General features: G+C 71.3%; 25 protein-coding genes. 15 read left to right on the top strand and 10 right to left on the bottom strand.

The window, feature by feature from the left end:
- Positions 1–54 precede the first annotated feature (54 nt).
- Positions 55–1,371, top strand: coding sequence for a nocobactin biosynthesis salicylate synthase NbtS (nbtS, locus tag AMO33_RS17500; protein ID WP_011207151.1), 1,317 nt, complete (start codon positions 55–57; stop codon positions 1,369–1,371).
- Positions 1,372–1,469: 98 nt separating this feature from the next.
- Here the strand turns inward: nbtS and AMO33_RS17495 are convergent, their stop codons facing one another.
- Entirely contained in the window at positions 1,470–3,080 is a 1,611-nt protein-coding gene (locus AMO33_RS17495) for a (2,3-dihydroxybenzoyl)adenylate synthase (RefSeq protein ID WP_011207152.1), read from the bottom strand.
- An 85-nt stretch (positions 3,081–3,165) separates the two neighbouring features.
- On the opposite strand from AMO33_RS17495, the gene AMO33_RS17490 reads away from it, so the two are divergent.
- The 4 genes from AMO33_RS17490 (at position 3,166) to AMO33_RS17475 (ending at position 6,530) form a co-directional block, all read left to right on the top strand.
- Positions 3,166–4,041, top strand: a complete 876-nt coding sequence (locus AMO33_RS17490) for an oxidoreductase (RefSeq protein ID WP_060593611.1) — start codon at positions 3,166–3,168, stop codon at positions 4,039–4,041.
- Between the two features lie 122 nt (positions 4,042–4,163).
- The gene (locus AMO33_RS17485; protein ID WP_060593610.1) at positions 4,164–4,637 is read left to right on the top strand and encodes a carboxymuconolactone decarboxylase family protein; all 474 of its coding nucleotides are present in this window, start codon (positions 4,164–4,166) and stop codon (positions 4,635–4,637) included.
- 273 nt (positions 4,638–4,910) lie between these two features.
- A complete protein-coding gene (locus tag AMO33_RS17480) occupies positions 4,911–5,993 on the top strand; it encodes a 3-deoxy-7-phosphoheptulonate synthase (protein WP_011207155.1) in 1,083 nt (360 codons plus the stop codon).
- 9 nt (positions 5,994–6,002) lie between these two features.
- Complete coding sequence (locus tag AMO33_RS17475) at positions 6,003–6,530, top strand: SAM-dependent methyltransferase (RefSeq protein WP_060593609.1); 528 nt, start codon at positions 6,003–6,005, stop codon at positions 6,528–6,530.
- 69 nt (positions 6,531–6,599) lie between these two features.
- On the opposite strand, the gene AMO33_RS17470 is transcribed toward AMO33_RS17475, so the two are convergent.
- Positions 6,600–6,818: a hypothetical protein gene (locus AMO33_RS17470; protein ID WP_011207157.1), complete on the bottom strand. Its 219-nt coding sequence runs from the start codon at positions 6,816–6,818 to the stop codon at positions 6,600–6,602.
- Positions 6,819–7,008: 190 nt separating this feature from the next.
- Between AMO33_RS17470 and AMO33_RS17465 the strand changes: the two genes are divergently transcribed.
- A complete protein-coding gene (locus AMO33_RS17465) occupies positions 7,009–8,187 on the top strand; it encodes a pyridoxal phosphate-dependent aminotransferase (RefSeq protein WP_060593608.1) in 1,179 nt (392 codons plus the stop codon).
- 44 nt (positions 8,188–8,231) lie between these two features.
- Complete coding sequence (locus AMO33_RS17460; protein WP_011207159.1) at positions 8,232–8,786, top strand: dihydrofolate reductase family protein; 555 nt, start codon at positions 8,232–8,234, stop codon at positions 8,784–8,786.
- A gap of 145 nt (positions 8,787–8,931) precedes the next feature.
- On the opposite strand, the gene AMO33_RS17455 is transcribed toward AMO33_RS17460, so the two are convergent.
- Positions 8,932–9,576, bottom strand: coding sequence for a LysE family translocator (locus tag AMO33_RS17455; RefSeq protein ID WP_060595022.1), 645 nt, complete (start codon positions 9,574–9,576; stop codon positions 8,932–8,934).
- Positions 9,577–9,849: 273 nt separating this feature from the next.
- Between AMO33_RS17455 and AMO33_RS17450 the strand changes: the two genes are divergently transcribed.
- From AMO33_RS17450 to AMO33_RS17435, 4 genes are all read left to right on the top strand, one after another.
- On the top strand, positions 9,850–11,508 hold the full coding sequence (locus tag AMO33_RS17450; protein ID WP_060593607.1) for a DNA repair helicase XPB: 1,659 nt from the start codon (positions 9,850–9,852) through the stop codon (positions 11,506–11,508).
- Between the two features lie 40 nt (positions 11,509–11,548).
- Complete coding sequence (locus AMO33_RS17445) at positions 11,549–12,214, top strand: DUF3239 domain-containing protein (RefSeq protein ID WP_060593606.1); 666 nt, start codon at positions 11,549–11,551, stop codon at positions 12,212–12,214.
- 27 nt (positions 12,215–12,241) lie between these two features.
- Complete coding sequence (locus AMO33_RS17440; RefSeq protein ID WP_060593605.1) at positions 12,242–12,877, top strand: LysE family translocator; 636 nt, start codon at positions 12,242–12,244, stop codon at positions 12,875–12,877.
- 71 nt (positions 12,878–12,948) lie between these two features.
- Complete coding sequence (locus tag AMO33_RS17435; RefSeq protein WP_060593604.1) at positions 12,949–14,355, top strand: M1 family metallopeptidase; 1,407 nt, start codon at positions 12,949–12,951, stop codon at positions 14,353–14,355.
- A gap of 33 nt (positions 14,356–14,388) precedes the next feature.
- On the opposite strand, the gene AMO33_RS17430 is transcribed toward AMO33_RS17435, so the two are convergent.
- A complete protein-coding gene (locus tag AMO33_RS17430; RefSeq protein WP_060593603.1) occupies positions 14,389–15,333 on the bottom strand; it encodes a coiled-coil domain-containing protein in 945 nt (314 codons plus the stop codon).
- Positions 15,334–15,594: 261 nt separating this feature from the next.
- Here AMO33_RS17430 and AMO33_RS17425 point away from each other — a divergent pair, with 261 nt between their 5' ends.
- Positions 15,595–16,122, top strand: a complete 528-nt coding sequence (locus AMO33_RS17425) for an LppU/SCO3897 family protein (RefSeq protein ID WP_041559820.1) — start codon at positions 15,595–15,597, stop codon at positions 16,120–16,122.
- 35 nt (positions 16,123–16,157) lie between these two features.
- On the opposite strand, the gene AMO33_RS17420 is transcribed toward AMO33_RS17425, so the two are convergent.
- Entirely contained in the window at positions 16,158–18,455 is a 2,298-nt protein-coding gene (locus tag AMO33_RS17420) for a helicase-associated domain-containing protein (RefSeq protein ID WP_060593601.1), read from the bottom strand.
- A gap of 72 nt (positions 18,456–18,527) precedes the next feature.
- Between AMO33_RS17420 and AMO33_RS17415 the strand changes: the two genes are divergently transcribed.
- A complete protein-coding gene (locus AMO33_RS17415) occupies positions 18,528–18,716 on the top strand; it encodes a hypothetical protein (protein WP_011207168.1) in 189 nt (62 codons plus the stop codon).
- 76 nt (positions 18,717–18,792) lie between these two features.
- Here AMO33_RS17415 and AMO33_RS17410 read toward each other — a convergent pair whose 3' ends face one another.
- Entirely contained in the window at positions 18,793–19,419 is a 627-nt protein-coding gene (locus tag AMO33_RS17410; protein ID WP_060593600.1) for a resuscitation-promoting factor Rpf1 domain-containing protein, read from the bottom strand.
- A gap of 382 nt (positions 19,420–19,801) precedes the next feature.
- Positions 19,802–20,014 (bottom strand): hypothetical protein, encoded by a 213-nt coding sequence (locus tag AMO33_RS17405; RefSeq protein WP_041559821.1) that lies wholly within the window; start codon positions 20,012–20,014, stop codon positions 19,802–19,804.
- Between the two features lie 202 nt (positions 20,015–20,216).
- On the opposite strand from AMO33_RS17405, the gene AMO33_RS17400 reads away from it, so the two are divergent.
- Positions 20,217–20,633, top strand: coding sequence for a cold-shock protein (locus AMO33_RS17400; protein ID WP_011207171.1), 417 nt, complete (start codon positions 20,217–20,219; stop codon positions 20,631–20,633).
- Here AMO33_RS17400 and AMO33_RS17395 read toward each other — a convergent pair.
- The 3 genes from AMO33_RS17395 to AMO33_RS17385 all read right to left on the bottom strand — a co-directional run bounded on the left by AMO33_RS17395 (position 20,627) and on the right by AMO33_RS17385 (position 23,871).
- Positions 20,627–21,184, bottom strand: a complete 558-nt coding sequence (locus AMO33_RS17395) for a DUF2771 domain-containing protein (protein WP_011207172.1) — start codon at positions 21,182–21,184, stop codon at positions 20,627–20,629. The genes AMO33_RS17400 and AMO33_RS17395 overlap by 7 nt on opposite strands.
- Before the next feature lie 42 nt (positions 21,185–21,226).
- On the bottom strand, positions 21,227–23,020 hold the full coding sequence (locus tag AMO33_RS17390) for an MFS transporter (RefSeq protein ID WP_060593599.1): 1,794 nt from the start codon (positions 23,018–23,020) through the stop codon (positions 21,227–21,229).
- Between the two features lie 77 nt (positions 23,021–23,097).
- The gene (locus AMO33_RS17385; RefSeq protein ID WP_060593598.1) at positions 23,098–23,871 is read right to left on the bottom strand and encodes a glutaminyl-peptide cyclotransferase; all 774 of its coding nucleotides are present in this window, start codon (positions 23,869–23,871) and stop codon (positions 23,098–23,100) included.
- A 17-nt stretch (positions 23,872–23,888) separates the two neighbouring features.
- Between AMO33_RS17385 and AMO33_RS17380 the strand changes: the two genes are divergently transcribed.
- The gene (locus tag AMO33_RS17380; RefSeq protein ID WP_060593597.1) at positions 23,889–24,923 is read left to right on the top strand and encodes a DUF3027 domain-containing protein; all 1,035 of its coding nucleotides are present in this window, start codon (positions 23,889–23,891) and stop codon (positions 24,921–24,923) included.
- Positions 24,924–24,938 lie beyond the last annotated feature (15 nt).

The following is a 24,938-nucleotide window of genomic DNA, read 5'->3' as shown; positions in this document are numbered from 1 at the left end:
GTAATGCTAACCTTACCTCTCACAAGTTAGGTCAGCTTAACCTTTGGAGGATCGTTGTCGACCACGGACGAGCGCTCGCGCGTTGAGTATGTGACCGATCCGGCGGCAGCGATGTCCCGGTTGGCGTCGGCGGACCGGTTCGGCGAATACGTGATGTACGAGCGCCCCGGGCAATGGGTGTTCGCGGCCGACCCGATCGGCAGCATCGAACTCGACGCCAGCGAACTGCGGGTCACGTGGGAAGGCGAGACCACGGTGTCGCGGTGGGAGGGCTCGCCCGCGCGCGCCCTGGACCGCGCGCTCGGCATGCTTCCCGCGGGTTCGGCCAAGGCCTACGGCTGGATCGGTTTCGAGTTCTGCGCGTGGGCGCTCGCGGCCACCGACCACGTCGACGAGCGGACCTCGCTGGCGCACCTGATGATTCCGCGCATCGAGGTGGTCGTGGACGAGTCCGGCGTGCGGATCGGCGGCGCGACGCCCTCGGAGACCGCCGACATCCACGATCTGATCGCGGCCGCCCAGGACACCGAGCTGCCGCAGCCGCATCCGATCGACGTGCGCATCGATCCCACCGGCTATCGGGACCGGGTGGCCGAGGCGGTCGCCGAGATCGGCGCGGGCCGCTACCAGAAGGTGATCCTGTCGCGGAAGGTCGACCTGCCCTTCACCGTCGACGTGCCCGCCACCTACCGGCTCGGCCGCGCGAACAACACGCCCGCGCGCTCGTTCCTGCTGCGGCTGGGTGGCCTGGAATCGGCGGGCTTCAGCCCCGAACTGGTCGCCTCCGTCGACGAGGACCGGGTGGTCACCACCGAGCCGCTGGCGGGCACCCGCGCCTTCGGCCGCGGCCACGAGGTCGACATGGCCGCCCGCGCCGACCTGGTGAGCGACCCGAAAGAGATCGTGGAGCACGCCATCTCGGTGCAGACCTCCTTCGCCGAGATCAGCGCGGTCGCCGATCCGGGCACCCCCGCGGTGTCGGACTTCATGGCCGTGCGCGAGCGCGGCAGCGTGCAGCACCTGGCCTCGACCGTGCGCGGCAGGCTCGCGGCCGACCGCTCCAGCTGGGATGCCCTGGAAGTGCTGTTCCCGTCGGTCACCGCGTCGGGCATCCCCAAGCGCGAGGGCGTCGACTCGGTCTTCCGGCTCGACGGCGCACCGCGCGGGCTGTACTCCGGTGCGGTGGTGACCGTTTCGCCGACCACCGGCGCGCTGGAGGCGACGCTGGTGCTGCGGGCGGTCTACCAGACCGCCGAGGGCGCGTGGCTGCGCGCGGGCGCGGGTGTGGTCGGGCAGTCGCGGCCGGAGCGGGAATTCGAGGAGACCTGCGAAAAGCTCGGCAGCATCGCGCCCTACGTGGTCAAGGCCTGAGACACCCGAAGACGACACCGGCGAAACCACAACGGGCGGCGCACCTTTCCGGTGCGCCGCCCGTCGTCGGTCTCAGGAGTCGGCCTCGGCGACGGGTGTCAGGACTGGGTGGCCCGCAGCACCTTCTTGTCGATCTTGCCGACCGCGGTGAGCGGCAGGGTGTCGGCCTGGCGCAGCACGTCGGGCAGCTTGAAGGTGGCCAGGCCGCGGCCGAGCAGGAACTTCTTGACCTCCGCCAGACTCGGCATGTCACCGTCGACGACCAGCACGGCGCAGACCTTTTCGCCGAGGGCGGCATCGGGCAGCCCCACCGCGGCCGCGTGCCGCACGGCGGGATACGCGAGCAGGTGCTCCTCGAGCTCGTCGCAGGAGATGTTCTCCCCGCCGCGGTTGATGACGTCCTTGATCCGCCCGGAGACGATCAGGTGTCCCGACGGCAGCACCCGCACCAGGTCCCCGCTGCGGTAGTAGCCGTCGGGGGTGAACGCGCGGGCGTTGTGCTCGGGGGCGCGGTAATAGCCGCGAATGGTGTAGGGGCCGCGGGTCAGCAGCTCACCCTCCTCGCCGGGCGCCACGTCGTTGCCCTCGCCGTCGACGACGCGCACCTCGTCGGCGGGGGAGAGCGGGCGGCCCTGCGTGGTGCAGATCAGATCCTCGGGGTCGTCGAGACGGGTGTAGTTGAGCAGGCCCTCGGCCATGCCGAACACCTGCTGCAACGTCGCGCCCAGCGCGGGGGTGACCTCCCTTGCGTTCACGTCGGCCAGGCGCGCGCCGCCCACCTGCAGCAGCCGCAGCGAACCGAGGTCGGCCTCCTCCCATTCCACGGCCGCGCACCACAACTGGGCCAGCGGCGGCACCACGGCGGTGACGGTCACCCGGTGGCGCTCGATGACGGCGAAGGCGTTCTCCGGGCTGGGATCGGTGACGAAGGCGACCGCCGCGCCGACGCTCACGCTGCCCAGGATGCCGGGGCAGGCCAGCGGGAAGTTGTGCGCGGCGGGCAGGGTCGCCAGGTAGACGTCCTCGGCGGTGAGTTCGCAGAGCTCGGCGCTGGCGGTGGCGTTGTAGACGTAGTCATCGTGGGTGCGCGCGATCAGCTTCGGCAGGCCGGTGGTGCCGCCGGAGACCAGCATCAGCGCGATGTCGCTCGGGTCGATCTCGGGCAGCGAATCGCCGTCGCGGGCAATGCCGCTCAGGTCGGTGAACGGGCCCGCGTCGCCGAGGACGAGCACGTGCCGCAGGCTCGGGACGTTGTCGCACACGGTCGCGGCCAGTTCGCGGTAGTCGAAATCGCCCTGCCGGTCGGCGATGATGTAGGCGACGGCCTCCGACAGCGTGGCCAGGTGCTCGATCTCGGCCCGGCGATGGGCGGGCAGGGTCAGCACCGGGATGATGCCGGCGCGGAGCAGACCGAACAGCACGGTGAGGAATTCGGGCACGTTGGGGAGCTGGACGACCACCCGGTCGCCCGGGGCGATGCCCAGCGCGAGCAGGCCGTGGGCCATCCGGTCGGCCTCGGCGTCGACCCAGGCGTAGTCGCGGGCGCCGTCGTCGGTGAGCAGGGCGGTGCGGCCGGGATGGGCGCTCGCGGTGGCGCGCAACAGGTCGCCCAGCGGCCTGCCGGTCCAATAGCCCGCGGCCCGGTACGCCTCGGCCGTCTCGGCGGGGAAGGGCACGTAGCCGTCCCGATGGTCGGTGGTTGTCGTCACGGTTGCCTCACAGGTCCGGATATTTGGTTAGGCAACCCTATCTCAGTCCTCGGCGGCGCGGACCCCGGCGGGCTACACTCGCCGCATGAGCCGTTGGGACACCGCGAACATCCCGGATCAGAGCGGTCGGACGTTCATCGTCACGGGGGCCAACAGCGGGCTCGGCGCGGTCGCCGCTCGCGCGCTGGCACGGGCGGGCGCGGACGTCGTCTTGGCCTGCCGCAACCTCGCCAAGGCGGAGAAGGTGGCCGCCGAGATCGGCGCGCGGGCCACCGTCCGCGAACTGGACCTGGCGGATCTGGCCTCGGTGCGGGCCTTCGCCGCGGGTACCGAGCGGGTGGACGTGCTGATCAACAACGCCGGTGTGATGGCGGTGCCGCACCGCACCACCGCGGACGGTTTCGAGATGCAGATCGGCACCAATCATCTCGGTCACTTCGCGCTGACCGGGCTGCTGCTGGACAAGATCACCGACCGGGTCGTCACGGTGTCCAGCGGCGCGCACGCGGTCGGCCGGATCGACCTGGCCGATCTCAACTGGGAGCGGCGCCGCTACCAGCGCTGGCTCGCCTACGGTCAGTCCAAGCTGGCCAATCTGCTGTTCGCGTACGAATTGCAGCGCAGGCTCAGCGCGGCGGGCTCGCCCATCCTGTCGGTGGCCGCGCACCCCGGCTACGCGGCCACCGAATTGCAGTCGCACACCGAGACTTTCCTCGATTCGGTGATGAACGTGGGCAACCGCATCCTCGCGCAGACCGCGGAGATGGGCGCGCTGCCCGAACTGTTCGCGGCCACCATGCCCGTCGAGCCGGGCGCCTTCTACGGCCCCACCGGGCTCGGCGGCATGCGCGGCTACCCGGGCCGCTGCGGCTCGACCAAGGCCTCCCGCGACGAGCGGGTGGCCGGCGAGCTGTGGGCGTTGTCGGAACGGCTCACCGGGGTGACCTACTCGTTCGACTGACCGCGCTCCGGTTGCTGTGACGGGCCTCACAATTCGTGGTGTCACAGTCCGGCGGGCCACGTCGTCGTCTCGGTATACACGCCCGGTGACGGACCGGGCGGGAGACGTGACAGGAGCAGGTCATGGAACAGCGGTTCGACTTCATGGGGCAGCAGGCCGGCGCGAAGTTCATCAAGCGGATCAACAACGCGGGCATGGTGGTCGGGGAGACCACGCTGCCGCGGTCGACGCAGGAACTGGTGCTGCTGCGGGTGAGCCAGGTCAACGGCTGCGGGTTCTGTGTCGACATGCACTACAAGGACGCGGTGCACGAGGGCGAGGATCCGGTGCGGCTCAACCTGGTCGCCGCCTGGCGGGAGGCGACGGTGTTCACCGAGGCCGAGCGGGCGGCGCTGGCCTTCGCCGAGGAGTCGGCCCGGCTCGCCGACGCCCACCAGGGCGTGTCCGACGAGACCTGGGCGCAGGTGCGCAAGCACTACGACGACGATCAGATCGCGGGCCTGATCATGGTCGTCGCACTGATCAACGCCTACAACCGGATCAACGTCATCACCCGCACCCCCGCGGGCGGATACGTGCCGGGGCAGTTCGCGTGAGCGTCGCTCGGGCGACATCGGGCACTGCCTGAGGGTGAATTCGCGGGGGCCATCGGCGTCCTCCGTTGGCCCCCGCGTCACCCGGCTGCCTGTGCCTGGTACAGTCTTCGTCGTGCAGCGCGCGTATTTCTGGTTTAGCAAGCCGGCCCTGGGTGGGTCGGTCTGCGGCAACCACATGCGCTGACTCTTCCACCCCGAGCCGGATGATGGACCGGCTCGACGGTGTTCGCAATCTTCCGTGGGTCGGCCTGACGAAAAGGAAACCGACACACGATGACTACCGCAGCCGATGTCGACGCGCGGCATTCCGATCTCGACGACCAGCGCACCCTGTCGGTGAGCCCGTTGCGCTCGCCCGCCGAGGTGCGCATGGTGCACCCGATCACCGACGACCTCGCCGATACCGTCCGGGCGGGCCGTAAGGCCACCGTCGAGGTGCTCGACGGCACCGACGACCGCCTGATGGTGATCGTGGGCCCGTGCTCGGTGCACGACCCCGCCGCCGCCCTCGACTACGCCCGGCGCCTGGCCGCCAAGGCCGCCGAACTCGACGACCGCCTGCACGTGGTGATGCGGGTGTACTTCGAGAAGCCGCGCACCAGCCTGGGCTGGAAGGGCCTGGTCAACGATCCGCACCTGGACGGCTCCTTCGATGTCAACACCGGTCTGGGCATCGGCCGCAAGCTGCTGGTCGACATCACCGCGCTCGGCCTGCCGGTCGCGTGCGAGTTCCTCGATCCGATCACCCCGCAGTACATCGCCGATCTGGTGTCCTACGGCGCGATCGGCGCGCGCACCGCGGCCAGCCAGGTGCACCGCCAGCTCAGCAGCGCGCTGTCCATGCCGGTCGGCATCAAGAACGGCACCGACGGTGACGTCCAGGTCGCGGTCGACGGTGTGCGCGCGGCCGCGGCCAGCCACGTCTTCCCCGGTACCGATCTCGACGGGCGCGCCGCGCTGATCCGCACCACCGGCAACCCGGACTGCCACGTCATCCTGCGCGGCGGCAGCAACGGCACCAACTACGACGCGGCCTCGGTGGCCGAGGCGTGCCTGCGGCTGGAGAAGGCCGGGCTGGCGCGCCGGGTCGTCGTGGACGCCAGCCACGGCAACAGCAACAAGGACCACAACAAGCAGGTCGACGTGGTGGCCGACATCGCCGAGCGGATCGCGGGCGGTGAGCGCGAGGTCGTCGGCGTGATGCTGGAGAGCTTCCTGGTGGCGGGCCGCCAGGACCTCACCCTCGGCCGGTCGGCGGATCTGGTCTACGGCCAGTCGATCACCGACGCCTGCCTGGACTGGGAGACCACCGCCGCACAGCTCGACCGCCTGGCCGAGGCCGTCGCGGCGCGCTAGCCTCGCGCGATGGGCGACGAGCGGTTCGGCTGGTTCGCCGAGATGCTCGACCTCGGCGAGGGTGATCTGGTGCTCGAGATCGGCCCCGGATCCGGGGCCTCGCTGGGGGAGCTGGCGCGGCGGCTGGTTCGGGGGCGGGTCGTCGGCATCGATCGGTCGGCCAGCGCGGTCGACCGCGCCGCCCGCAGGTACGCCGCCGCCATCGAGTCGGGCCGGATCACGGTGGCGCACCTCGACTTCCGTGCCCTCGACGCCGGCCGGGTCCGCGCCGACTTCGACGCGCCCGCGGGTTTCGACCGGATTCTCGCGGTGAACGTCAACCTGTTCTGGACCACCCGGGCGAGTGCCGAGCTCGCGTTGATCCGCGCGTTGCTCGCGCCAGGTGGTTCGCTGCTGCTCGGTTACGGCTACGGCGTGGTGTCGGAGGGCCCGGTTCCGTCCGCCGACCGGCTCGTCGAGCATCTGGCCGCGGCGGGTTTCGGGTCCGAGGTCCGCACGCGTGGTGCGCTGCTGGCGGTGCGGGCGAGGCCGTCCTGACCGGGAAACGGCGACGGTGCCGCACGAAGAACTCCGTGCGGCACCGTCGTCCGGCTCGTTCGGGAAGGATCACGGGTAGCTCGAGCCGGTGAACCAGTCACCGGTCGAGGAGCCGACACCGCCGTCGGGGGTGGACGAGCCCAGGCCCGCGTCTCCGGTGGAGGAGCCGGTGAACCAGTCACCGGTGCCCGCGATCAGATCGTGCGCCACTTCGCGAACCAGACCGAGTACCGTTCCGGCGACCTCCGACGCGGCCGGATGCAGCAACAGGTCGAGATAGGCGGCCATGTGCGCCCCTTTCGATGCACCGCCGCCGGGGCGGCGGCTGTGTTGTGAGGTAGAACACGCAGAGGCTAGCTGTCGCTCGGTCAATCCACAACAGCGCAGGTAGAAGCGCGAAATTGAATGTGAAATATAGCCTTTCGCTATCTGTTCGCAACTTTGGCGATCGCCCGGCTAACCCGACTACCCTCCGGATATGCCCTCACGCCCCGCCACGGTCGAGCGCCTGCGCCCCTTCGCCTCCACGATCTTCGCCGAGATGACCGAACTCGCGGTCCGGCACGAGGCGGTGAACCTCGGCCAGGGCTTCCCGGACACCGACGGCCCCGCCGGGATGCTCGAGGTGGCACGGCAGGCCATCGCCGACGGCGTCAACCAGTACCCGCCGGGCCGCGGCATGCCGGTGCTGCGCCGGGCGATCGCGGCCGACCGCGCCCGCCGTTACGGCACCGAGTACGACCCCGACACCGAGGTGCTGGTGACGGTCGGCGCGACCGAGGCGATCAGCGCCGCCCTGCTCGGGCTGGTCGAACCCGGCCAGGAGGTGGTGCTCATCGAGCCCTACTACGACTCCTACGCCGCCGCCGTCGCGCTGGCGGGTGCCCACCGCCGCACCGCCCACCTGGTCGCCGACGGCGACCGCTTCGTGCTCGACCTCGACAGCCTGCGCGCGGCCGTCACACCGCGCACCCGGATGCTCGTGGTCAACTCCCCGCACAACCCGACCGGCACCGTGCTCGGCCGCGCCGACCTGACGGCGATCGCCGAACTGGCCCGCGAGCACGACCTGCTCGTGCTCACCGACGAGGTGTACGAGCACCTGGTCTACGACGACAACGAGCACATCAGCCTGGCCACGCTGCCCGGCATGGCCGAGCGCACCATCGTGGTCAGCAGCGCGGCCAAGACCTTCAACGTGACCGGCTGGAAGATCGGCTGGGTCTGCGCGCCCGCCTACCTGGTGGATGCCGTGCTGGCCGCCAAACAGTTCCTCACCTTCGTCGGCGGCGGACCGTTCCAGCCCGCCGTCGCGCATGCGCTCACCGAGGAGCAGGAGTGGGTGGCCCGGATGCGGGAATCGCTGTCGGACAAGCGGATCCGGCTGTCGGCGGCGCTGGCCGAGACCGGCTTCGGGGTGCGCGCGAGCGGGGGCGGGTACTTCGTGTGCGCCGACGTCACCCCGCTCGGCACCGCCGACGGACTCGCGTTCTGCCGCGCCCTGCCCGGCACGCTGGGGGTGGCGGCGGTGCCGGTGAGTGTGTTCGCCGACGACACCGCCGCCTGGAACCACCTGGTGCGCTTCACCTTCTGCAAGCAGGACCGGACCCTCGACGAGGGCGTGCGGCGGCTGCGGGCGGGCGCGCGAGTCGGCTGAAAACCTTGCCGCTCGTTGTCAGGTTTTGCTGCGACGATCGCTGCATGACGACGACGCAGTTCTACACCGCCACCACCCTCGACGGCTTCCTCGCCGATTCGGACAATTCGCTGAGCTGGCTGTTCGCCGTGCCGGGTGCGGGGGACGCCGAGGCCGAGACCGAGACGTTCTTCGCCGGGGTCGGTGCGATGTGCATGGGCGCCACCACCTACGAATGGATCCTGGCCAACGACGCGCCGGAGAACTGGGTGAAGAGCTACGGTGACACGCCCTGCTGGGTGTTCACCCACCGCGAGCTGCCGCGCGTTCCCGGCGCGAACCTGCATTTCGTCGCCGAGGACGTGCGGCCCGTCCACGAGCGCATGCGCGAGGCCGCGGGCGGGGCCAACATCTGGGTGGTCGGCGGCGGGGATCTGGCGGGCCAGTTCGCCGACGCGGGTCTGCTCGACGAACTGATCCTCGCCTACGCCCCCGTCACCCTCGGCGCGGGCGCACCCCTCCTGCCCCGCCGCATCCTCGCCGACCGCCTCACCCTGACCAAGTCCACCACCGTCGGCCAGTTCGCCATGCTCACCTACCGCCTCGCCGCCCCCGCCTGATCGGGATCAGGTGCCGGGCTCGGCGCCGTCGGGAGCGATCGACGGCAGTCGCGGGCGGTAGGTCCGGTAACGCGCGACGTCGCGCGTCGACAGCCGCGGTCCGGGCACCGCCGCGGGTGGGCTCGCGGCGGTGCCCGGACCGGTGTTATGCGGGGGTCGGGCGGGTGCGGTCGGTGACGAGGGCGACGGCGACGCCGGCCAGGGCGGTGCCCATCAGGTAGCGCTGGGTGCGCAGCCAGGCGGGGCGGCGGGTGAGGAAGGCCACGAGGGTGCCTGCGCCGAGGACGATGAGGGCGTTGACGGCCAGGGCGACGGTGATCTGGACGGCGCCCAGGCTCAGGCTCTGCAACCAGAGATGACCGCGGGCGGGCACCACGAACTGCGGGATGAGCGCCATGTACATCACGGCGATCTTGGGATTGAGCAGGTTGGTGACCAGGCCCATGGTGAACAGCCTGCGGGCCGGGTCGGCGGGCAGGTCGGCGGGCTCGAACACCGAGGCGCCGCCGGGACGCAGCGCCCGCCACGCCAGCCACAGCAGGTAGGCCGCGCCGGCCAGCTTCACCGCCAGGTACAGGCCGGGCACCAGGGCGAAGACGGCGGTCAGGCCGGCGGTGGCGGCCGCGAGATAGACCGCGAATCCCGCCGCGACACCGCCGAGCGACACCAGCCCGGCCCGCCTGCCCTGCGCCACGGTCCGCGACACCAGGTACATCATGTTCGGTCCCGGCGTGAGGACCATCGCCAGCGCCGCCGCCGCGACACCGAGCACCGCCGCACTCTCGATCATGTCTCGATCCTGGCCCGGCCCGGTGGTGCCCGTCTCGGTCCAGTCGGACATCGCTGGACCGCGCATTCCCGGCCCGCGCATGTCTGGACCGAGCATCCCGGCTCGCGCATCTCTGGCCCGCGCATCTCTGGCCCGCGGAACAAAACGCGCACGTCGGACGCTGGAGAGGGGAGAGTGTGCCGCGGGGCCTGTCGGTGGGGTCGGGGACAATGGGCGGCGAATCACGAGTGCGCGGGCCGACCCTGCCCGGCGTGCCGACGACGAGGAGAGACTGTGACCGACGGTCCGCTGATCGTGCAGAGCGACAAGACCCTGCTGCTCGAGGTCGACCACGAGTCGGCCGATATGGCCCGGCAGGCGATCGCGCCGTTCGCCGAGCTCGAGCGCGCCCCCGAGCACGTGCACACCTACCGCATCACGCCGCTGGCGCTGTGGAACGCGCGCGCGGCCGGGCACGACGCCGAGCAGGTGGTCGACGCGCTGGTCAGCTACTCCCGCTACGCGGTGCCGCAGCCGCTGCTGGTCGACATCGTCGACACGATGGCCCGCTACGGCCGGTTGCAGCTGGTCAAGCATCCCGCGCATGGGTTGACCCTGGTCAGCCTGGATCGCGCGGTGCTGGAAGAGGTGCTGCGGCACAAGAAGATCGCGCCGATGCTCGGCGCCCGCATCGATGACGACACCGTGGCCGTGCACCCCTCCGAACGCGGCCGCATCAAGCAGATGCTGCTCAAGATCGGCTGGCCCGCCGAGGACCTGGCCGGTTACGTCGACGGCGAAGCGCATCCGATCGAACTGGACTACGAGGGCGGGCACTGGAAGCTGCGCGACTACCAGGAGATGGCCGCCGACTCGTTCTGGGCGGGCGGCTCGGGCGTGGTGGTGTTGCCGTGCGGCGCGGGCAAGACGATGGTCGGCGCGGCGGCCATGGCCAAGGCCAAGGCGACCACGCTGATCCTGGTCACCAACACCGTCGCGGGCAGGCAGTGGCGGCGCGAGTTGCTGGCGCGTACCTCGCTCACCGAGGACGAGATCGGCGAGTACTCCGGTGAACGCAAGGAGATCCGCCCGGTCACCATCGCCACCTACCAGGTGATCACCCGCCGCACCAAGGGCGAGTACAAGCACCTGGAGCTGTTCGACAGCCGGGACTGGGGCCTGGTCATCTACGACGAGGTGCACCTGCTGCCCGCCCCGGTCTTCCGGATGACCGCCGACCTGCAGTCCCGGCGCAGGCTCGGCCTGACCGCCACCCTGGTGCGGGAGGACGGTCGCGAGGGCGATGTGTTCTCCCTCATCGGGCCCAAGCGGTACGACGCGCCGTGGAAGGACATCGAGGCGCAGGGCTGGATCGCGCCCGCGGAGTGCATCGAGGTGCGGGTGACCCTCACCGACGCCGAGCGCATGGCCTACGCCACCGCCGAGCCGGAGGAGCGGTACAAGCTGTGCTCCACCGCGCGCACCAAGATCCCCGTGGTCGAGTCGATTCTGGCCAAGCATCCGGATGCGCCCACCCTGGTGATCGGCGCCTATCTCGAGCAGCTCGAGGAACTGGGCGCGGCGCTGGACGCTCCGGTGATCCAGGGGTCGACGAAGAACAAGGAGCGCGAGGCGCTCTTCGACGCCTTCCGGCGCGGCGAGATCCCGGTGCTGGTGGTGAGCAAGGTGGCCAACTTCTCCATCGACCTGCCGGAAGCCTCGGTGGCCGTGCAGGTTTCGGGCACCTTCGGTTCCCGGCAGGAAGAGGCGCAGCGCCTGGGCCGGCTGTTGCGGCCCAAGCACGACGGCGGTCAGGCGCACTTCTACTCGGTGGTCGCCCGCGACACGCTCGACGCCGAATACGCCGCGCATCGCCAGCGTTTCCTCGCCGAACAGGGCTACGCCTACCGCATCACCGATGCCGACGATTTGCTCGGCCCCGCCATCGGATAAGCGGAGGCAAATCCTCCGCAACGTGTGCTAGGAAGGGTACGTGCGACGCTTCGAATTCGCGGTGGACCGCGGACATGCACACGCGGTGAACGAAGTGCTCGCCGCCATGCGTCGCAGGCGCGTGCTCGCGATCGCCACCGCGATCGCGGCGGCGCTGATCACCGCCGGTCTGATCCGGCTCGACCACCCGTGGTCCTACCTGCTGGCCGTGGCCTTCGCCCTGTGCGCGGTCACGGCGCTGTGGGTGGCGCTGTGGGCGCCGCACCGGTTCGGCATCGAACGGCTCTACGCCGAGGGGGAACTCGTGCCCGCGGTGGTCTCGCAGACCCGCCCGCGCGCCCTGGTGCTGTTGGCGCTGGTCGACGTCTCCGGGCCGGACGCGGCCGATCCGCGCTACGCCCTGGTCACCCGCAAGGTCCGCGAGTTGCCGGGGCACGCGAAGCGGCGCGGGGAGCGGGTGCCCGCCGTGACCGTGCGCACCGACGGCGCGCCGCGCCGGGTGGGGGAGCGCAGGCAGTCGGTCAGCGCGATGCCGATCGCCTGGGCCACCAGGGACCCCGCGGTGATCGACAGGGCCCGCGCCGCCATCACCGAAGTCGAATGGCGGCTGCTCACCGAAAACCTGGATCTCGCCGAACGGGTGCGCCGCACCGCGGCCAAGCGCCTGCTGCTGGACAACCGGTATCTGCCCGACCTCGGTTCCTGACCGCCGCCGGTGCGGCATCATGGGCAGATGGTGCCCGTGGCGAACCTCCTGGCCTTCACGGCGGCGGCCACCCTCATCGTGGTGATCCCCGGTCCGGGCGTGCTGTTCGCGATCGGCCGGGCACTGGCCCTCGGCCGCCGTGCCGCGCTGGTGTCGGTGGTCGGGCACGCCGCGGGCGTGCTGGTGTGCCTGCTGGTCGTCGCGGTCGGGCTCGGCACCGTGCTGGCCGCCTCGGCGGTCGCGCTGACGGTGGTGAAGATCGCGGGCGCGCTCTACCTGATCCACCTGGGCGTGCAGGCCATTCGTGAGCGCAAGGCGCTGCACACCGCGCTCGGCGCGCCGGTCGCGGCCTGCCCCGATGCGCGGGTGTTCCGCCAGAGCGTGCTCGTCGGGGTGACCAATCCCAAAGCCATCGTGTTCTTCTCGGCCGTGCTGCCGCAGTTCGCCGATCCCGCGGGTTCGCTGCCGGTTCAGTTCCTGATCCTCGGCGCGGTGTTCCTGACGATCGCACTGGTCTCCGACAGCGCCTGGGCGTTGCTGGCGGCCTCGGCGCGGTCCTGGTTCGCGCGCTCGCCGCGCCGGCTGGAAGCTGTCGGCGGCGCGGGGGGAGCGATGATCGTCGGCCTCGGCGCGTCGGTGGCGTTGACCGGTACCGCGAAGTGAACCCGCTACCGTGCTGGTCGAGCCGGTGCGACCGCACCGGCGCGGGGCACGGTCGGAAGGGGTGGTGGCGGGTGCGCTGGGCGGTTCTCGCGGGTGTCGCGACGCTGGGGCTGGTGCTGACGGGTACGGGCGCGGCCCCGGCCGGGGCCGATCCGTTCGTCGGGGCGCCCGGGCTGGACGACCCCTACTATCCGCTCGACGGCAACGGCGGCTACGACGTGCGCCACTACGACGTGCGCATCGGCTACGACCCGCCCAGCCGGTGGCTCGACGGCACCGCCCGCATCGACGCGGTCGCCACCCAGCTACTGCGCGCCTTCAACCTCGACTACAGCGGTCCGCCGGTCGATGCGGTGACGGTGAACAACCAGCCCGCGGCCTTCGAGCGGCACGGCGAGCACGAACTGACCGTCACGCCACTGCTGCCGTTGCTGCCCGGCCTCCCGTTCACCGTGACCGTGCACTACGCCGGACCGGCCGCCGACACCGCGGGCGCGGGGTGGACGCTCACGCCGAGCGGCGGTGCGTTCGCCGCGGGCCAGCCGCATTCGGCGAGCACCTGGTACCCGCTCAACGACACGCCGCGCGACAAGGCCACCTTCGCGTTGCACGCCACCGTCCCCGCCGAGTGGGAGGTGGTGTCGAACGGAGTGCGCACCGAGAACACCGTCCGGGACGGGTCACGCACGGTCGGCTGGGCATCCGCGTACCCGGTGATCGGCTACCTCACCACGATCGCGATCGACCGGTTCTCGTTCCTGGAACAGGCCCGTGCGAACGGCACCCCGATTCTGAGCGCGTTCGCCCCGGCGGCCGAGCGCAACCGGGCGACCGAGCAGCGGCTGCCGGAGATCCTCGATTTCACCGAGGAACTGTTCGGGCCCTACCCGTTCGACGCGGCGGGCGGCATCTACGTCGACGCCGACCTGTCGTTCTCGCTGGAGACCCAGACCCGTCCGGTGTACGCGCCGTGGACCGACCTGGCCACGGTGGTGCACGAGATCGCACACCAGTGGTGGGGCGATTCGGTGTCGGTGCGGTCCTGGTCGGACATCTGTCTCAACGAGTGCTTCGCCAGCTACACCGCCGACTATCTGTGGCCGGAGCGGATGGACGGCGTGGACGTGGACGCCCGCTATCGCGAGACCGTCGCCGAGTTCCACGACACTCCACGATTCTGGGAGATCCCCCTGGAGAATCCCGGCGCGGGGCGGGAATTCACCTCGGTCTACTATCGCGGGCCGCTGTTCCTGCACGCGCTGCGCAGACAGCTCGGGGACGAGGTGTTCTTCCCCGCGCTGCGCGAATTCCTCGCCACCCACGCCTACGGCAACGCGTCCATGCCGGAACTGCGCACCTTCCTGCAGTCGAAGAGCGCCACCGACCTGACCGGCTTCTTCACCGCCTGGCTGAACGACACCGCGCCGCCACCGGCGGAATACCTCTATCCGGGGACGCTGGGCACGCCGGACCGCTGAGCGGACCGGTGCGCCGACCACGGTCGGGCACGGCTAGGACAGGTCCTCCACGCGGGCGCGCGCCCGCCGCGCCCAGCGCTCGACCCGATCGAATTGCCGCTGGGCGGTGCGGAGTTCGTCCTGCGCGGCGCGATCGGCGGTGCGGGCGAACTGTCGCTGCTGTTCGGCGCGTTCGAGTTCGGCGCGCAGTTCCTCGATCCTGGCCTCGTCGTCGGCCAGCGTGCGCGCGGCCTGCTCGGCCTCGGCTTTGGCCGAATCCAGTGCGGTGCGGGCGGATTCCACGGCCTCGAGCGCGTCGTCGAGTTCCTGGCGGGCCTCGTCGAGTTCGCGCCGCGCGGCTTCCTCGGCCTCGCGCGCCTTGCGCTGCGCGTCGCGCGCCTTCCGCTCGGCCCGGGTGCCGCCCTCGCTCCCGGTGTCGCGGCGCGCGGGCTCGCGGTCGCGAGAACCGGTGCGGCGCTCGGTCTTCGGGGACGCGCCCCCGTCCAGCGCCACCAGCTCCGGGCCCGCCGGGCCGAAACCCTCGTAGCTGGCGGCGGTGGCGAGCGTGCCGCTGCGTACCTGCTCGGCGACCTCGGCATCGGCCAGTGCCGCGGTCAGGGTCTGGGTGACCTCGCGAAGAACGTTCTCGCCCACGGACTTTCCGTGCTCCTCGGCGATGGCACCGGCGCGGCGGGCCAGCGCGGAGACCACCTGCTGGCGCTGTGCGGTGAGGGCGCGCAGCTGGTCGCCGGACAGTTCCCGCTGCGCCTTGCGCAGTGCGTCCCCGAGGGCGAGCAGCGCGTTCACCTCGTCGGGAACCGTCCTGGCCAGCAGATTCACCGTCCAGGCGGTGACGGTGGGCTTGCGCAGCTTGCCGATGGCGGCGGCGAGCTGCTTGTCGCCCGCCTTCTTGGCCGCGGCGACCCGCTCGGCGCGGGCGGCGACGAACTCGGACGGGTCGATCCCGTACAAGTCGACGGCGACGTCTTCGAGCGTCATACTTGCCAAGCGTAACGACCCGGCTCCGGGCGACGACACAGTCCAAGAATTGGACATACGTCCACATAGTGGACGTTCTGCGAAAGGCTTTGTCAGTGGATTACTTCGGATACCAATTGCTCGGCCAGCTGCTTCCGCGCGTGCTCGGCCTGTCCCTGCTGGGGATGTACGGACTGAGCATCTGAGGCCGGGCCGGGGTCAGGGTATCCTCACTCCGCGTTCACGACCAGCGTGAACGCTTTCGGTGAGAGAGGTTTCCACGTGAAGTTCCCAGGAACGAGGCTGCTGGCACGGCTCGTGCTCGCCCTCCTGGCGGCGGCCGCCCTCGCGGTGGCGATGAGCGGCTGTTCGGTGATCGATGACGCGACGAAATCCGACGTCGCCAAGACGAAGGTCGGTGACTGCATCAACATCACCGACAACTCACCGACGGCCACCGAAGGCGAGCCCATCGACTGCTCCTCGCCCAAGGCCGTGTACAAGGTGCACCAGACCTTCGACGAGGCCACCCAGTGCGCGTCGAACGAGTACACCAGCTACACCGAGCAGCTGCCCAGCGGCGGCACCACCTTCATGTGCCTGGCCCCGAACTTCGCGCAGGACAACTGCTACAACGACGTCAGCACCTCGCCGTACATGTGGGTGGACTGCTCGTCGACCGAGGCGACCTTCAAGGTGTTGCAGCGCATCGACGGCCAGACCGACGAACTGCTCTGCGAGAGCGGCGACGAATTCCTCGTCGTCTCCGACCCCAAGACCCTGTTCTGCCTCGGCAAGCCGAACGCCTGAGACACTCCAGCGCCTGAGGCGATCCGGCGCACGAGTCACTCCAGCAGGGCGACCGACGCGATCCGGTGCAACGTGAAGTGCCGGACCGTGCCGGTCACCGGATCGAGCGCGTCGAGCTGGCCGTTGCCGACCTTCAACGGCTCGACCACCCGCTGGGACGCGACGCCCTGCGCGTCGACGTAGCCGATGTTCACCGGCCGCCGCACCCGCGCCGCCAACTGCAGCAGCGCGAGTGTGGCGGCCGTGCTCGTCCTGGTGCCGTCGGTGCGCACCGACCGGGCCGCGCGGGCACTCGCCGCGCGCTCGCCCGCGCGCAGTTCGGCCACCAGCAGTTCGAGTTGTTCGGTGGTGGGCGGATTCGGCCGGTAGCTCTGCCGCGCGTTCGGCCGGGTCGCGATGCGGGCACCGCGCGGGCGCAGGTCGACGATCCCGCCCGCCGAATCCTCGCCCGCCGGTGCGAAACCCGCGGCGCGCAGTTGTTCGAGCACCTCGCCGAGCGGGGCCTGGGAGATGGCGACCGTCGGCGCGACGGCCCGCAGTGCGAGCACGCCCGCCACCGGTGCGGACAGCACCTGGGCCAGCAGCGCCGGATCGTCGCTGCGCACGAACGACTGCGCCATGCCCGCCCGCAGCTGGCCGTGGCGGCGGGCGACGTCATCGATCAGGTAGGTCAGCGCCTGCGGTACGGGCGTGCGCGAATGGGTGGCGAACAGCGCGTGCAGTTCCGCGGCCGTCAACCCGGCGTCGAGCGCGCGCCGCACCGAACTCTCGCCGATGCGGTAGACGGTTGCCGCGCCCGCAGATTCGACGTCGGCGACCAGGGCGATGCGCTGGGCCAGCTCGGGCACCAGCGGGCCGGGCGCGACCACCGTCAGGTCGGCCTGCACCAGCACGTGGTCCACCGGCTCGGGCAGTGCCGCCGCCATCTCGGCCTCGGCGTCGGCGGCGCTGGTGGCCGCGCCGTGCAGCAGGGCACGGGCGGGGGAGGCGAGCGCGCCACGGCCGAGCAAGCCGAGCGCTGCCGCCTCGGCGAGGGTGTGCTCGACCGCCTCGCGTCGGAACTGCCTGCGCCGCCGCGGCTGCCGCCAGGCCAGCACCCGGCCCAGATCCGCAGGATCGAGCGCGGTGCCCGTCGGTTGCTCGGCCAGCAGCCCGAGAATCGCCCTGCGGTCGCGCGGCGCGTGCGGCACCCGTAACTCCACCGACAGGGCCGCCAGCGGCTTGTCGTTGGTGTCGCGCATGCCGATCATCCACGGCATCCGGTCCAGATCCAGCCAGACCATCGCCAGCACCGTCCAGCGCCGGGCGGGCGGGCTTTCCAGCCAGCCGTCCGACGCCGGGGTCGGCGCCCAGAAGTCGTCCACGGAATCGATGTCCGGGGGCGGCTCGGGGATGCCCTTCTCGATCAGTTTCGCCGCGGCCAGCACCTCGACCAGCAATCCGGCGCGGGTCTCGTCGATGCCGGTCTGCTTGGCGATGCGGCGCAGTTCCCGCACCCCGAGACCGCCCGCCCGGAGTGCGGGCGCGGGCGACTCGCTCAGCGCGGCCAGGATGTCGGCGCAGTGCCGCAGCAGCTCGCCGACCTCGCCGGCGGCCACCGCGTTGACCTCGGCGGGAGTGTACTTGGTCGACGGCGGCTTCGGCGGGGTGAGCACGCTCGGCGCGGTGACCGGTTCCCGGCGCAGGAGCTGCCCGACCGTGACGGGCAGCTCGACGGTCTCGTCGTCCACCCGGCGCAGCAGCCCGCGCGCCAGCAGCCGCGGCACCGGGCGGTCCGTGGGCGCGTCGGGCGCGGCATCGCGGGTGCGCCCGCGCGGACCGGTGGTGGCCAGCTTGTCCAGCAGCGCGCGCTCGGGCGGGGTGATCTCGGCCAGCGCGGCGTGCACCTCGGGCTCGGTGAGCGCGTCGGAGAGTTCGGTGGCACTGCCCATCGGCCACGGCAGCGCCTCGGCCGCGGCGGGCACCAGGTGCAGGGCCTCGCCGTCGGTCCACACCAGGGCGCGGTCGGTGAGGCGTTCGAGCGCGGCATCCACCGCCGCCTTCGTCGCCCGTCCTTTCAGGTGCGCGTGCAGCGCCTTACGGGTGAGCGGGGTGCCGTCGCCGGGGGCTTGCCGGGTGCCGTGCACGGCCAGGCTCTCGATGATCGCGAAGTCGAGGGTGTCCAGCTCCTCGGTCGCCCGCAACACCGACGCGCGCTGTTCGGCCCTGGCCGCCAGCACCGTCATCGAGGAGGGCAACGGCACCGCCAGATCCGGCCGCAGCTGCAGCAGCGCCACCAGTCGGGCATCGCTCCGGGATCCCAGCCATCCCGCCAGTGAATCGGTCGCGCTCATCCTGACCAGCCTACGACCCGCTCGGTCGCGCTCCGGCGGCGCGGCGGATTCTGCCCATGTCAGAATGACCTTGTGGTGAACAAATCGAAGAAGCCCTATGTGGACAACGGTTGGCCGAAGGTGGCGGACGGGGACCATGCGGTCACCGAGCTTGCCGCCAGCCGGGCAGGCAATCTCTCACCCTTCGGGGAGGACACCGAATTCCCGGTGCCCGCCGAGCAGTTGCCGTACCGGCACCCCTACACGGTGATCAACCGCTGATCCGGGGCGCGTGTCGCGGATACGAATCAGGCCCCCGCCTCGAAAGGCGGGGGCCTGATTCGTGTTCGGGGGAGGATTACGAGGGCAGCAGGCCCTTGTTCGCCTCGAAGAAGTTGACCACGTGCGGGTCGAGCTGCACGTTGTTGGCCTTGGCGGCGTTGAAGAAGTCCAGCGCGGGCTGCGGGATCTGCACGCCCTGCTGCTGCACGGTGGCGATGGCGCGGTCGACGGCCTGGAACAGTTCCTGGTTGGCGTCGGGCACGGCCTGCGGTGCGGGCTGCGCGGGGTTCCAGCGCGGGGTCTCGGGGGCGCTGGGCACCTCACGCGGGGTGGCGCTGCTCTTCAGGCCGAGCGCGGCCGAGCAGGACGGCCAGGCGCCCCAGCCCTGCGAGGCGAGCACCTTCTCGGCGACCGCGATCTGCTCTTCGCGGGTGGCCTGGTTGGCGGTGGGTGCGTACTGCTGGCCGCCGTGGGCGGTCCAGGTGCTCGGCGAGAACTGCAGGCCGCCGTGGTAACCGTTGCCGGTGTTGATGGCCCAGTTGCCGCCTGCTTCACACTGCGCGAGGCGATCCCAGTCGGAGTCGGGAGCCGCGCTGGCGTTTCCGGCGAGGGCGGCACTGGCGGTGCCGAAGATCGCGCCGGTGACGGCGACCTTCGCAACGGTGCGCCCGGTGGAGGTCGGCTTGCGATGGCGTCCACTCATATCGGGTGTCTTCCTCTCGTACGCACCTGCGAGGATTCGCTCGGGTTCGGACTGAGAGGTCGTCCGTCCCGCCCTCGCCCCTGGCTCCGTCGGGGTCCGGTACCCGCGGGGCGAGGTTCGGTGCGGCGGGCCGGTGGTGCCGGGTGTCCCCGGCTGGGATAGACCGTACGACGATCGCCGCGAAAAATCACTATTTGGTAACCGGCGTGTACGGACCGGTCTCAGGGCGTTATCGGACGCTCACGGAGGGCGTCTGCGCAGCTAGAAGTGGGGTCTGGCGGGCCTTGCGCCGCCGTGCCCGCGCCGTTACCTCGCCGTTATGTGAGGAGGATCACAATACGATCGGTAACGATCACCGCGCGGGTATCCCGGAGGGCGGCCTTCAGCGGGCGCGGCGGCCCGACCACAGCGCGAACACGATCGCGCAGAGGAAACCCAGCGGGGTCAGCATGGCCGTCAGATACAGCCACAGGCCCGGCTCGCCGTCGGTGAGGATCGGGGTCAGGAAGATCGCGATGATCGCCACCAGGCCGACGGTGAACAGGGTGAGCGCCAGCTTGAGCAACCAGGTGGCCGACTGTCGAGAGTTCGTCACCGCAGCACCGTAAAACTGATGTGCTCGGCGTATCGCCACCGGGGTAGACTCGACACCGATCGCGTCCTGCACCGCTTGTGGGGCGCGTTCTTTTGCAAACTGGCCGAAGTTGTCCCGCGCGGCTCTCGCGCGGTGGCTTCGAGCAGACGGATGTGCTCGGACCAGATGGGTTCGAGTGTCGAACGATGAACGGGTGAGCGCAGTGCCGACCGGCAGGGTTAAGTGGTACGACGTCGAAAAGGGCTTCGGCTTCCTTTCCCAGGACGAGGGTGAGGACGTCTACGTCCGCTCCTCGGCGCTCCCCGAAGGGGTCGAAGGGCTCAAGCCGGGGCAGCGCGTCGAGTTCGGAATGGCCGCGGGCCGTCGCGGCCCGCAGGCGCTGAGCCTCAAGCTCATCGAGGCGCCGCCGTCGCTGCGGCAGGGCCAGGACCGGGGCCGCAAGGAGCCCTCCGGCCCGCGCCGCACGCCCGACGAGCTACACGGCATGGTCGAGGACATGATCACCCTGCTCGAGACGAAGGTGCAGCCGGACCTGCGCAAGGGTCGCTACCCCGACCGCAAGACGGCGCGCACCATTTCCGAGGTCGTGCGCGCCGTCGCGCGGGAGCTGGATCACTGATCGCCGGCCTCGCCCGCGCGCGGCTGGGTGCTGATGCTCCAGGACGCGTGCGGGACGGTGGTCTCGCGGCCGAACTCGTCGATCGCGGGCACCGGTAGCTGGATCTCCACACCCACCAGACGCAGTTCCGGCGCGGGCTGGGAATCGATGGTCAGCGCGGGCGTGCCCTTCGGGTGGTCCTTGTGGCTGATCACCTCGGTGACGGTGGTGTCGTCGGGCAGCGCGTAGACCAGGTAGGCCAGCCACGGCGCGTCGGCGATGTCGCGCGGCAGCGACAGCTGCAACGGGTAGCCGGGCGGCACCTCCAGCTCGACCGGCTCGCCCTGCCTGCAGTTCGACATCTCCAGCCGCTCCTCGTCGAGCAGGCGCAGGTCGCAGAACTGGTAGGGCGGCACGGTCACCGCCCGGCCGTGCGCGTAGGCGGTGATCTCGGGATCGTGGTCGGGCGCGTCGCGCACCGCCAGCGCCACCGTGCCCGCCACCACCGCGACGAGCAGCAACAGGCCCGCGCCCACCAGCGCGGCGATCAGGCGTCCCCGGCCGCGGCTCACGAGCGCGTCCCCGGTTCGGTCGGTCGGCTGGAGCTGCTCGGCTCACTCACGGATCGGATCTCCCGTCGCTGGTCGGCTGGTCGTGGTCTGCCCGCGCGCGGTGTGCGCCGCCGGGACTTCTTGTTCGGCGTGCTGGGGCCGATTGCCGCCGAGGCCGGGCAGCAGGCTGTGGCCGCGGTAGCTGAGGAATGTCTGGATCAGCCCCAGCACGAGTATTCCCGACACCACCGCGAAGCCCTTCCAGTAGTCGGTCGGCAGCAGCACCCCCGCCGCGCCGCCGATCACCCAGCTCAGCTGTAGCACCGTCTCCGACCGGCCGAACCCGGAGGCGATCGACTCCGGCGGCAGGTCGTCCTGGATGGAGGCGTCCAGCGAGACCTTCGCCAGCGCGCTCGCCGCGGCCGCCACCAGCGCCGCCACCGCCGCGCCGAGCAGGTTGTCGGTGAACACCGCGAACAGCGCGACGGCCGCGCAGGCCGACGTGCAGCCGATGACGATCACCGAGGGCCTGCCCAGCGGGATGCGGGCGCCGGTGGCGTTGCCGGTGAAATTGCCGATCGCCGCGGCCGCGCCCACCACGCCGAGCATGGTGGCCTGCTGCAACGGACGGTGCTCGGTGGCCTTGGCGACGAAGGCCACGTAGAAGGTGAGGAAGCCGGTGAGCACGCGGATCGTGCCGTTGCCCCACAACCCGGACACCACCGCCCGGCCCAGCGGCTGGCGGCGCTTGCGCGGCGGCACCGCCGATTCCGCACCGGGCGCCAGCACCTCGGTGCGGGTGTCGTCGCCGCGATAGGTCAGGGTCGCGGGCACCTCGCCCTCGGTCACCTCCACCCAGCGTGGAATGCGCAGGCTCAGATAGGCGCCGCCCGCGGCGATCAACCCGGCCAGTACCAGCGCGCCGGTCGACCCGGCCAACGCCGCCACCAGGGCCGCCACCGCGCCCGCCCCCATGGTGCCGCCGACCAGGCCGAAGACCGTCAACCGGGAGTTGGTGCGGACCAGATCGATCTCCGGTGGCAGCACCCGGGGTGTGACCGCGCTCTTGAGGACGGAGAACGACTTGCTGCCGATCATCATGCACAGCGCCAGCGGATACAGCGCCCAGGTGTCGAACTCCAGGATCAACACCACGGCCAGCACCGCGCGCACAGCGAAGGAGGTGGCCAGTGCCAGCCTGCGGCCCCGCTGCAACCGGTCGAGCAACGGGCCGATGAGCGGTGCGATGACGGCGAACGGCGCGATGGTGATGAGCAGATACAGCGCGACCTTCGATTTCGATTCCGCGGTCGCGCTGGCGAAGAACAGGGTGTTGGCCAGCGCGACGGCGATGGCGGCGTCGAGGGCGAAGTTCGCCATCGTCGCGTAGGTCAGCGCGGTGAGCCCGGACTTGTCGGCACCGTCGGCCTTGGCGGCGCGCTGGAAGGTGGCGATGCCTTTCTCGGTGAGCTGACGCGAGCGCATCGCGGCGACCCTGGTGACGGTCAGCTTGCGCGGCATGCGCGGCGCGCCGGGGCCGGTCTCGGCCTGCTCGTCCACGGCAGCGGTGGGTGGCGGAAGCTGGGGGGAGGTCCGCCGCACCGGCTTGTCGACCCGGCTCGTCGATCCCCGAGTCCCCGGGTCGTGTTCCGGTGGTCCACCCCGTTTCCCGAGCGGGCGCAAGGGCGGCGGCGCGGTGTAGCGGTCGGGGTCCAGCGGCGGCAACGGCCTGCGGCGCCGCGTGGGCGCGTTGGGCGGGGGATACCGGTCGTAGCCGGGATGCCGTTCGATCGGCGGCGTCTCCTCGTCATCCCACGGACCACGCTCGGGACCGTAGGGATCGCGCGGAGTAGTCACCCCTCAATTCTGGCGTACAACGCGGTCGGCGGTTCACCCGCGCTCGTCGTGGCGCGCGAAGGTGAGCGAACCCACCCTCACTCGGGAACGAAGCGGACCTCGAACATCGTCGGCCAGTACTTGCCGGTCAGCAGGAACCGGTCGGTGCCGGGTAGCGCGGCGATGCCGTTGGGCACGTCGGCGTCGGCGCGTTCGGCGCGGGTGAGCAGGCCGCCGGTGTCGGCCACCCCGGTGACCTCGCCGGTGTCGGGATCGATGCGCAGGATGCGGTTGCTCGGATAGTCGTTGGCGTAGACCGAACCGTCGGGGGCGCAGTCCAGTTCGTTGAGCCGGGCGCCGCGCCGGTCGCGCAGCGTGCGGGTGCCGGTGACGGCGAAGGTCTCCGGGTCGCGGAAGGTGAGCGTGTCGCTGCCGTCGCTCATCACCAGCCGGTCGCCGCGCGTGCACAGTCCCCAGCCCTCGCCCTCGTAGCGGACCTCGCGCAGCACCCGCAGCGTGGCCGGGTCCCGGGCGAAGGCCACCCCGTCGCGCCAGGTGAGCTGCCACAGCGTCGCGCCGGCCTTGGTGATCCCCTCGCCGAAGTACTCGCCGGGCACGTCCGCCCGCGCCAGTTCCGCGCCGGTGGCCAGGTCGGTGGCGCGCACGAACGAGCGGCCGGTGAGCCCGGTGCCCTCGTAGAGCACGCCGTCGGCGACCTCGAGGCCCTGGGTGAAGGCGGTCCGATCGTGCGGCCGGGTGGCGACCACCTCGATCCGCAGCCGGGGTGCGGGGTCGGCGGGCCGGCCACATCCGGCCGCGACGAGCGCGCCGACCAGCACCGCGACGGCCGACGAACGCCGATTGCGTTCCATACGGCAAAATGTAGGCCGTGAGCGCAGTTTCTGTTTCCGAGCCCGACGTGCGGCCCGTCCTGGCCGATGCCGTTGACCTGGCTCGCCGTGCGCTCGTGGAGCTGGAACCGGACGCGGTCGGCGCCTACCTCGGCGTCACGGCCGAGGACGAGACGGCCGCGACCCACCGTTTCGAAGCCACCCTGCCCGGCTATCGCGGCTGGCAGTGGGCGGTGGTCGTGGCCGCGCCGCCCGGCGCCGCGCATGCCACGGTGAGCGAGTCGGCGCTGCTGCCCGGCCCCGAGGCACTGGTCGCACCCGAATTCGTGCCGTGGGAGCAGCGCATCCGCCCGGGCGACCTCGCCCCCGGCGACCTGCTGGCCCCGCCCGCCGACGACCCGCGCCTGGTGCCCGGCTACGTCGCCAACGGCGATCCGGAGATCGACGAGCTCGCCCGCGAGGTCGGCCTCGGCCGCACCAAGGTGATGAGCCTCGAGGGCCGCCTCGAAGCCGCCGAGCGCTGGTACGCCGAGCACGGCCCCGACACCGAGATGGCCAAGGCGGCGCCCGCCACCTGCGGCACCTGCGGCTTCTACCTGCCGCTGGCCGGTTCGCTGCGCGCCGCCTTCGGCGTGTGCGGCAACGCGATGGGTGCCGACGGGCACGTGGTCCACGTCGAATACGGCTGCGGCGCGCATTCCGACGTCGAACTGCCCACCGGCGACGGATCGCCCCGATACGAGGCGTACGACGACGCGGCCGTCGACGTCATCCCGGTCGAGGAACTGCGCGGGGACGCGGGGGAGTCCGGTGGCACGCAGGCCGCGTCCGGGGACACGACGGCCGCAGGCGCCTCCGCCCGCGTCGGCGCGGTGGCTGCCACGGCCGCCGGCGAATCGGAAGCGCCTGGCTCCGAAGGCGGTTCGGGCGACGTCGCCGCCGACCCCGCACCGAGCGAGGAAGCCGCTGCGCCCGCCGATCCGGTGGACGAGGATTCGGCGCCGCGCATCGCGCTCGGGGGCGAGGCGCCGGGCGCGGTGCGGCCGGAGGCGTCGTCATCGGCGCAGAGCTGAGCGGCTCGGCGGATC

Origin of the sequence: Nocardia farcinica (assembly GCF_001182745.1) — a bacterium.
Lineage (GTDB): Bacteria > Actinomycetota > Actinomycetes > Mycobacteriales > Mycobacteriaceae > Nocardia > Nocardia farcinica.
Note: the sequence above shows the minus strand (reverse complement) of the source record. Positions and strands in the feature narration are given on the sequence as shown.

Bases quoted from the DNA above. Each gene is read 5' to 3' on its own strand.
- AMO33_RS17490 (WP_060593611.1), top strand. From the start codon at position 3,166: ATGAGCCGTTGGGACACCGCGAACATCCCGGATCAGAGCGGTCGGACG.
- AMO33_RS17485 (WP_060593610.1), top strand. From the start codon at position 4,164: ATGGAACAGCGGTTCGACTTCATGGGGCAGCAGGCCGGCGCGAAGTTC.
- AMO33_RS17480 (WP_011207155.1), top strand. From the start codon at position 4,911: ATGACTACCGCAGCCGATGTCGACGCGCGGCATTCCGATCTCGACGAC.
- AMO33_RS17475 (WP_060593609.1), top strand. From the start codon at position 6,003: ATGGGCGACGAGCGGTTCGGCTGGTTCGCCGAGATGCTCGACCTCGGC.
- AMO33_RS17470 (WP_011207157.1), bottom strand. From the start codon at position 6,818: ATGGCCGCCTATCTCGACCTGTTGCTGCATCCGGCCGCGTCGGAGGTC.
- AMO33_RS17465 (WP_060593608.1), top strand. From the start codon at position 7,009: ATGCCCTCACGCCCCGCCACGGTCGAGCGCCTGCGCCCCTTCGCCTCC.
- AMO33_RS17460 (WP_011207159.1), top strand. From the start codon at position 8,232: ATGACGACGACGCAGTTCTACACCGCCACCACCCTCGACGGCTTCCTC.
- AMO33_RS17455 (WP_060595022.1), bottom strand. From the start codon at position 9,576: ATGATCGAGAGTGCGGCGGTGCTCGGTGTCGCGGCGGCGGCGCTGGCG.
- AMO33_RS17440 (WP_060593605.1), top strand. From the start codon at position 12,242: ATGGTGCCCGTGGCGAACCTCCTGGCCTTCACGGCGGCGGCCACCCTC.
- AMO33_RS17430 (WP_060593603.1), bottom strand. From the start codon at position 15,333: ATGACGCTCGAAGACGTCGCCGTCGACTTGTACGGGATCGACCCGTCC.
- AMO33_RS17420 (WP_060593601.1), bottom strand. From the start codon at position 18,455: ATGAGCGCGACCGATTCACTGGCGGGATGGCTGGGATCCCGGAGCGAT.
- AMO33_RS17410 (WP_060593600.1), bottom strand. From the start codon at position 19,419: ATGAGTGGACGCCATCGCAAGCCGACCTCCACCGGGCGCACCGTTGCG.
- AMO33_RS17385 (WP_060593598.1), bottom strand. From the start codon at position 23,871: ATGGAACGCAATCGGCGTTCGTCGGCCGTCGCGGTGCTGGTCGGCGCG.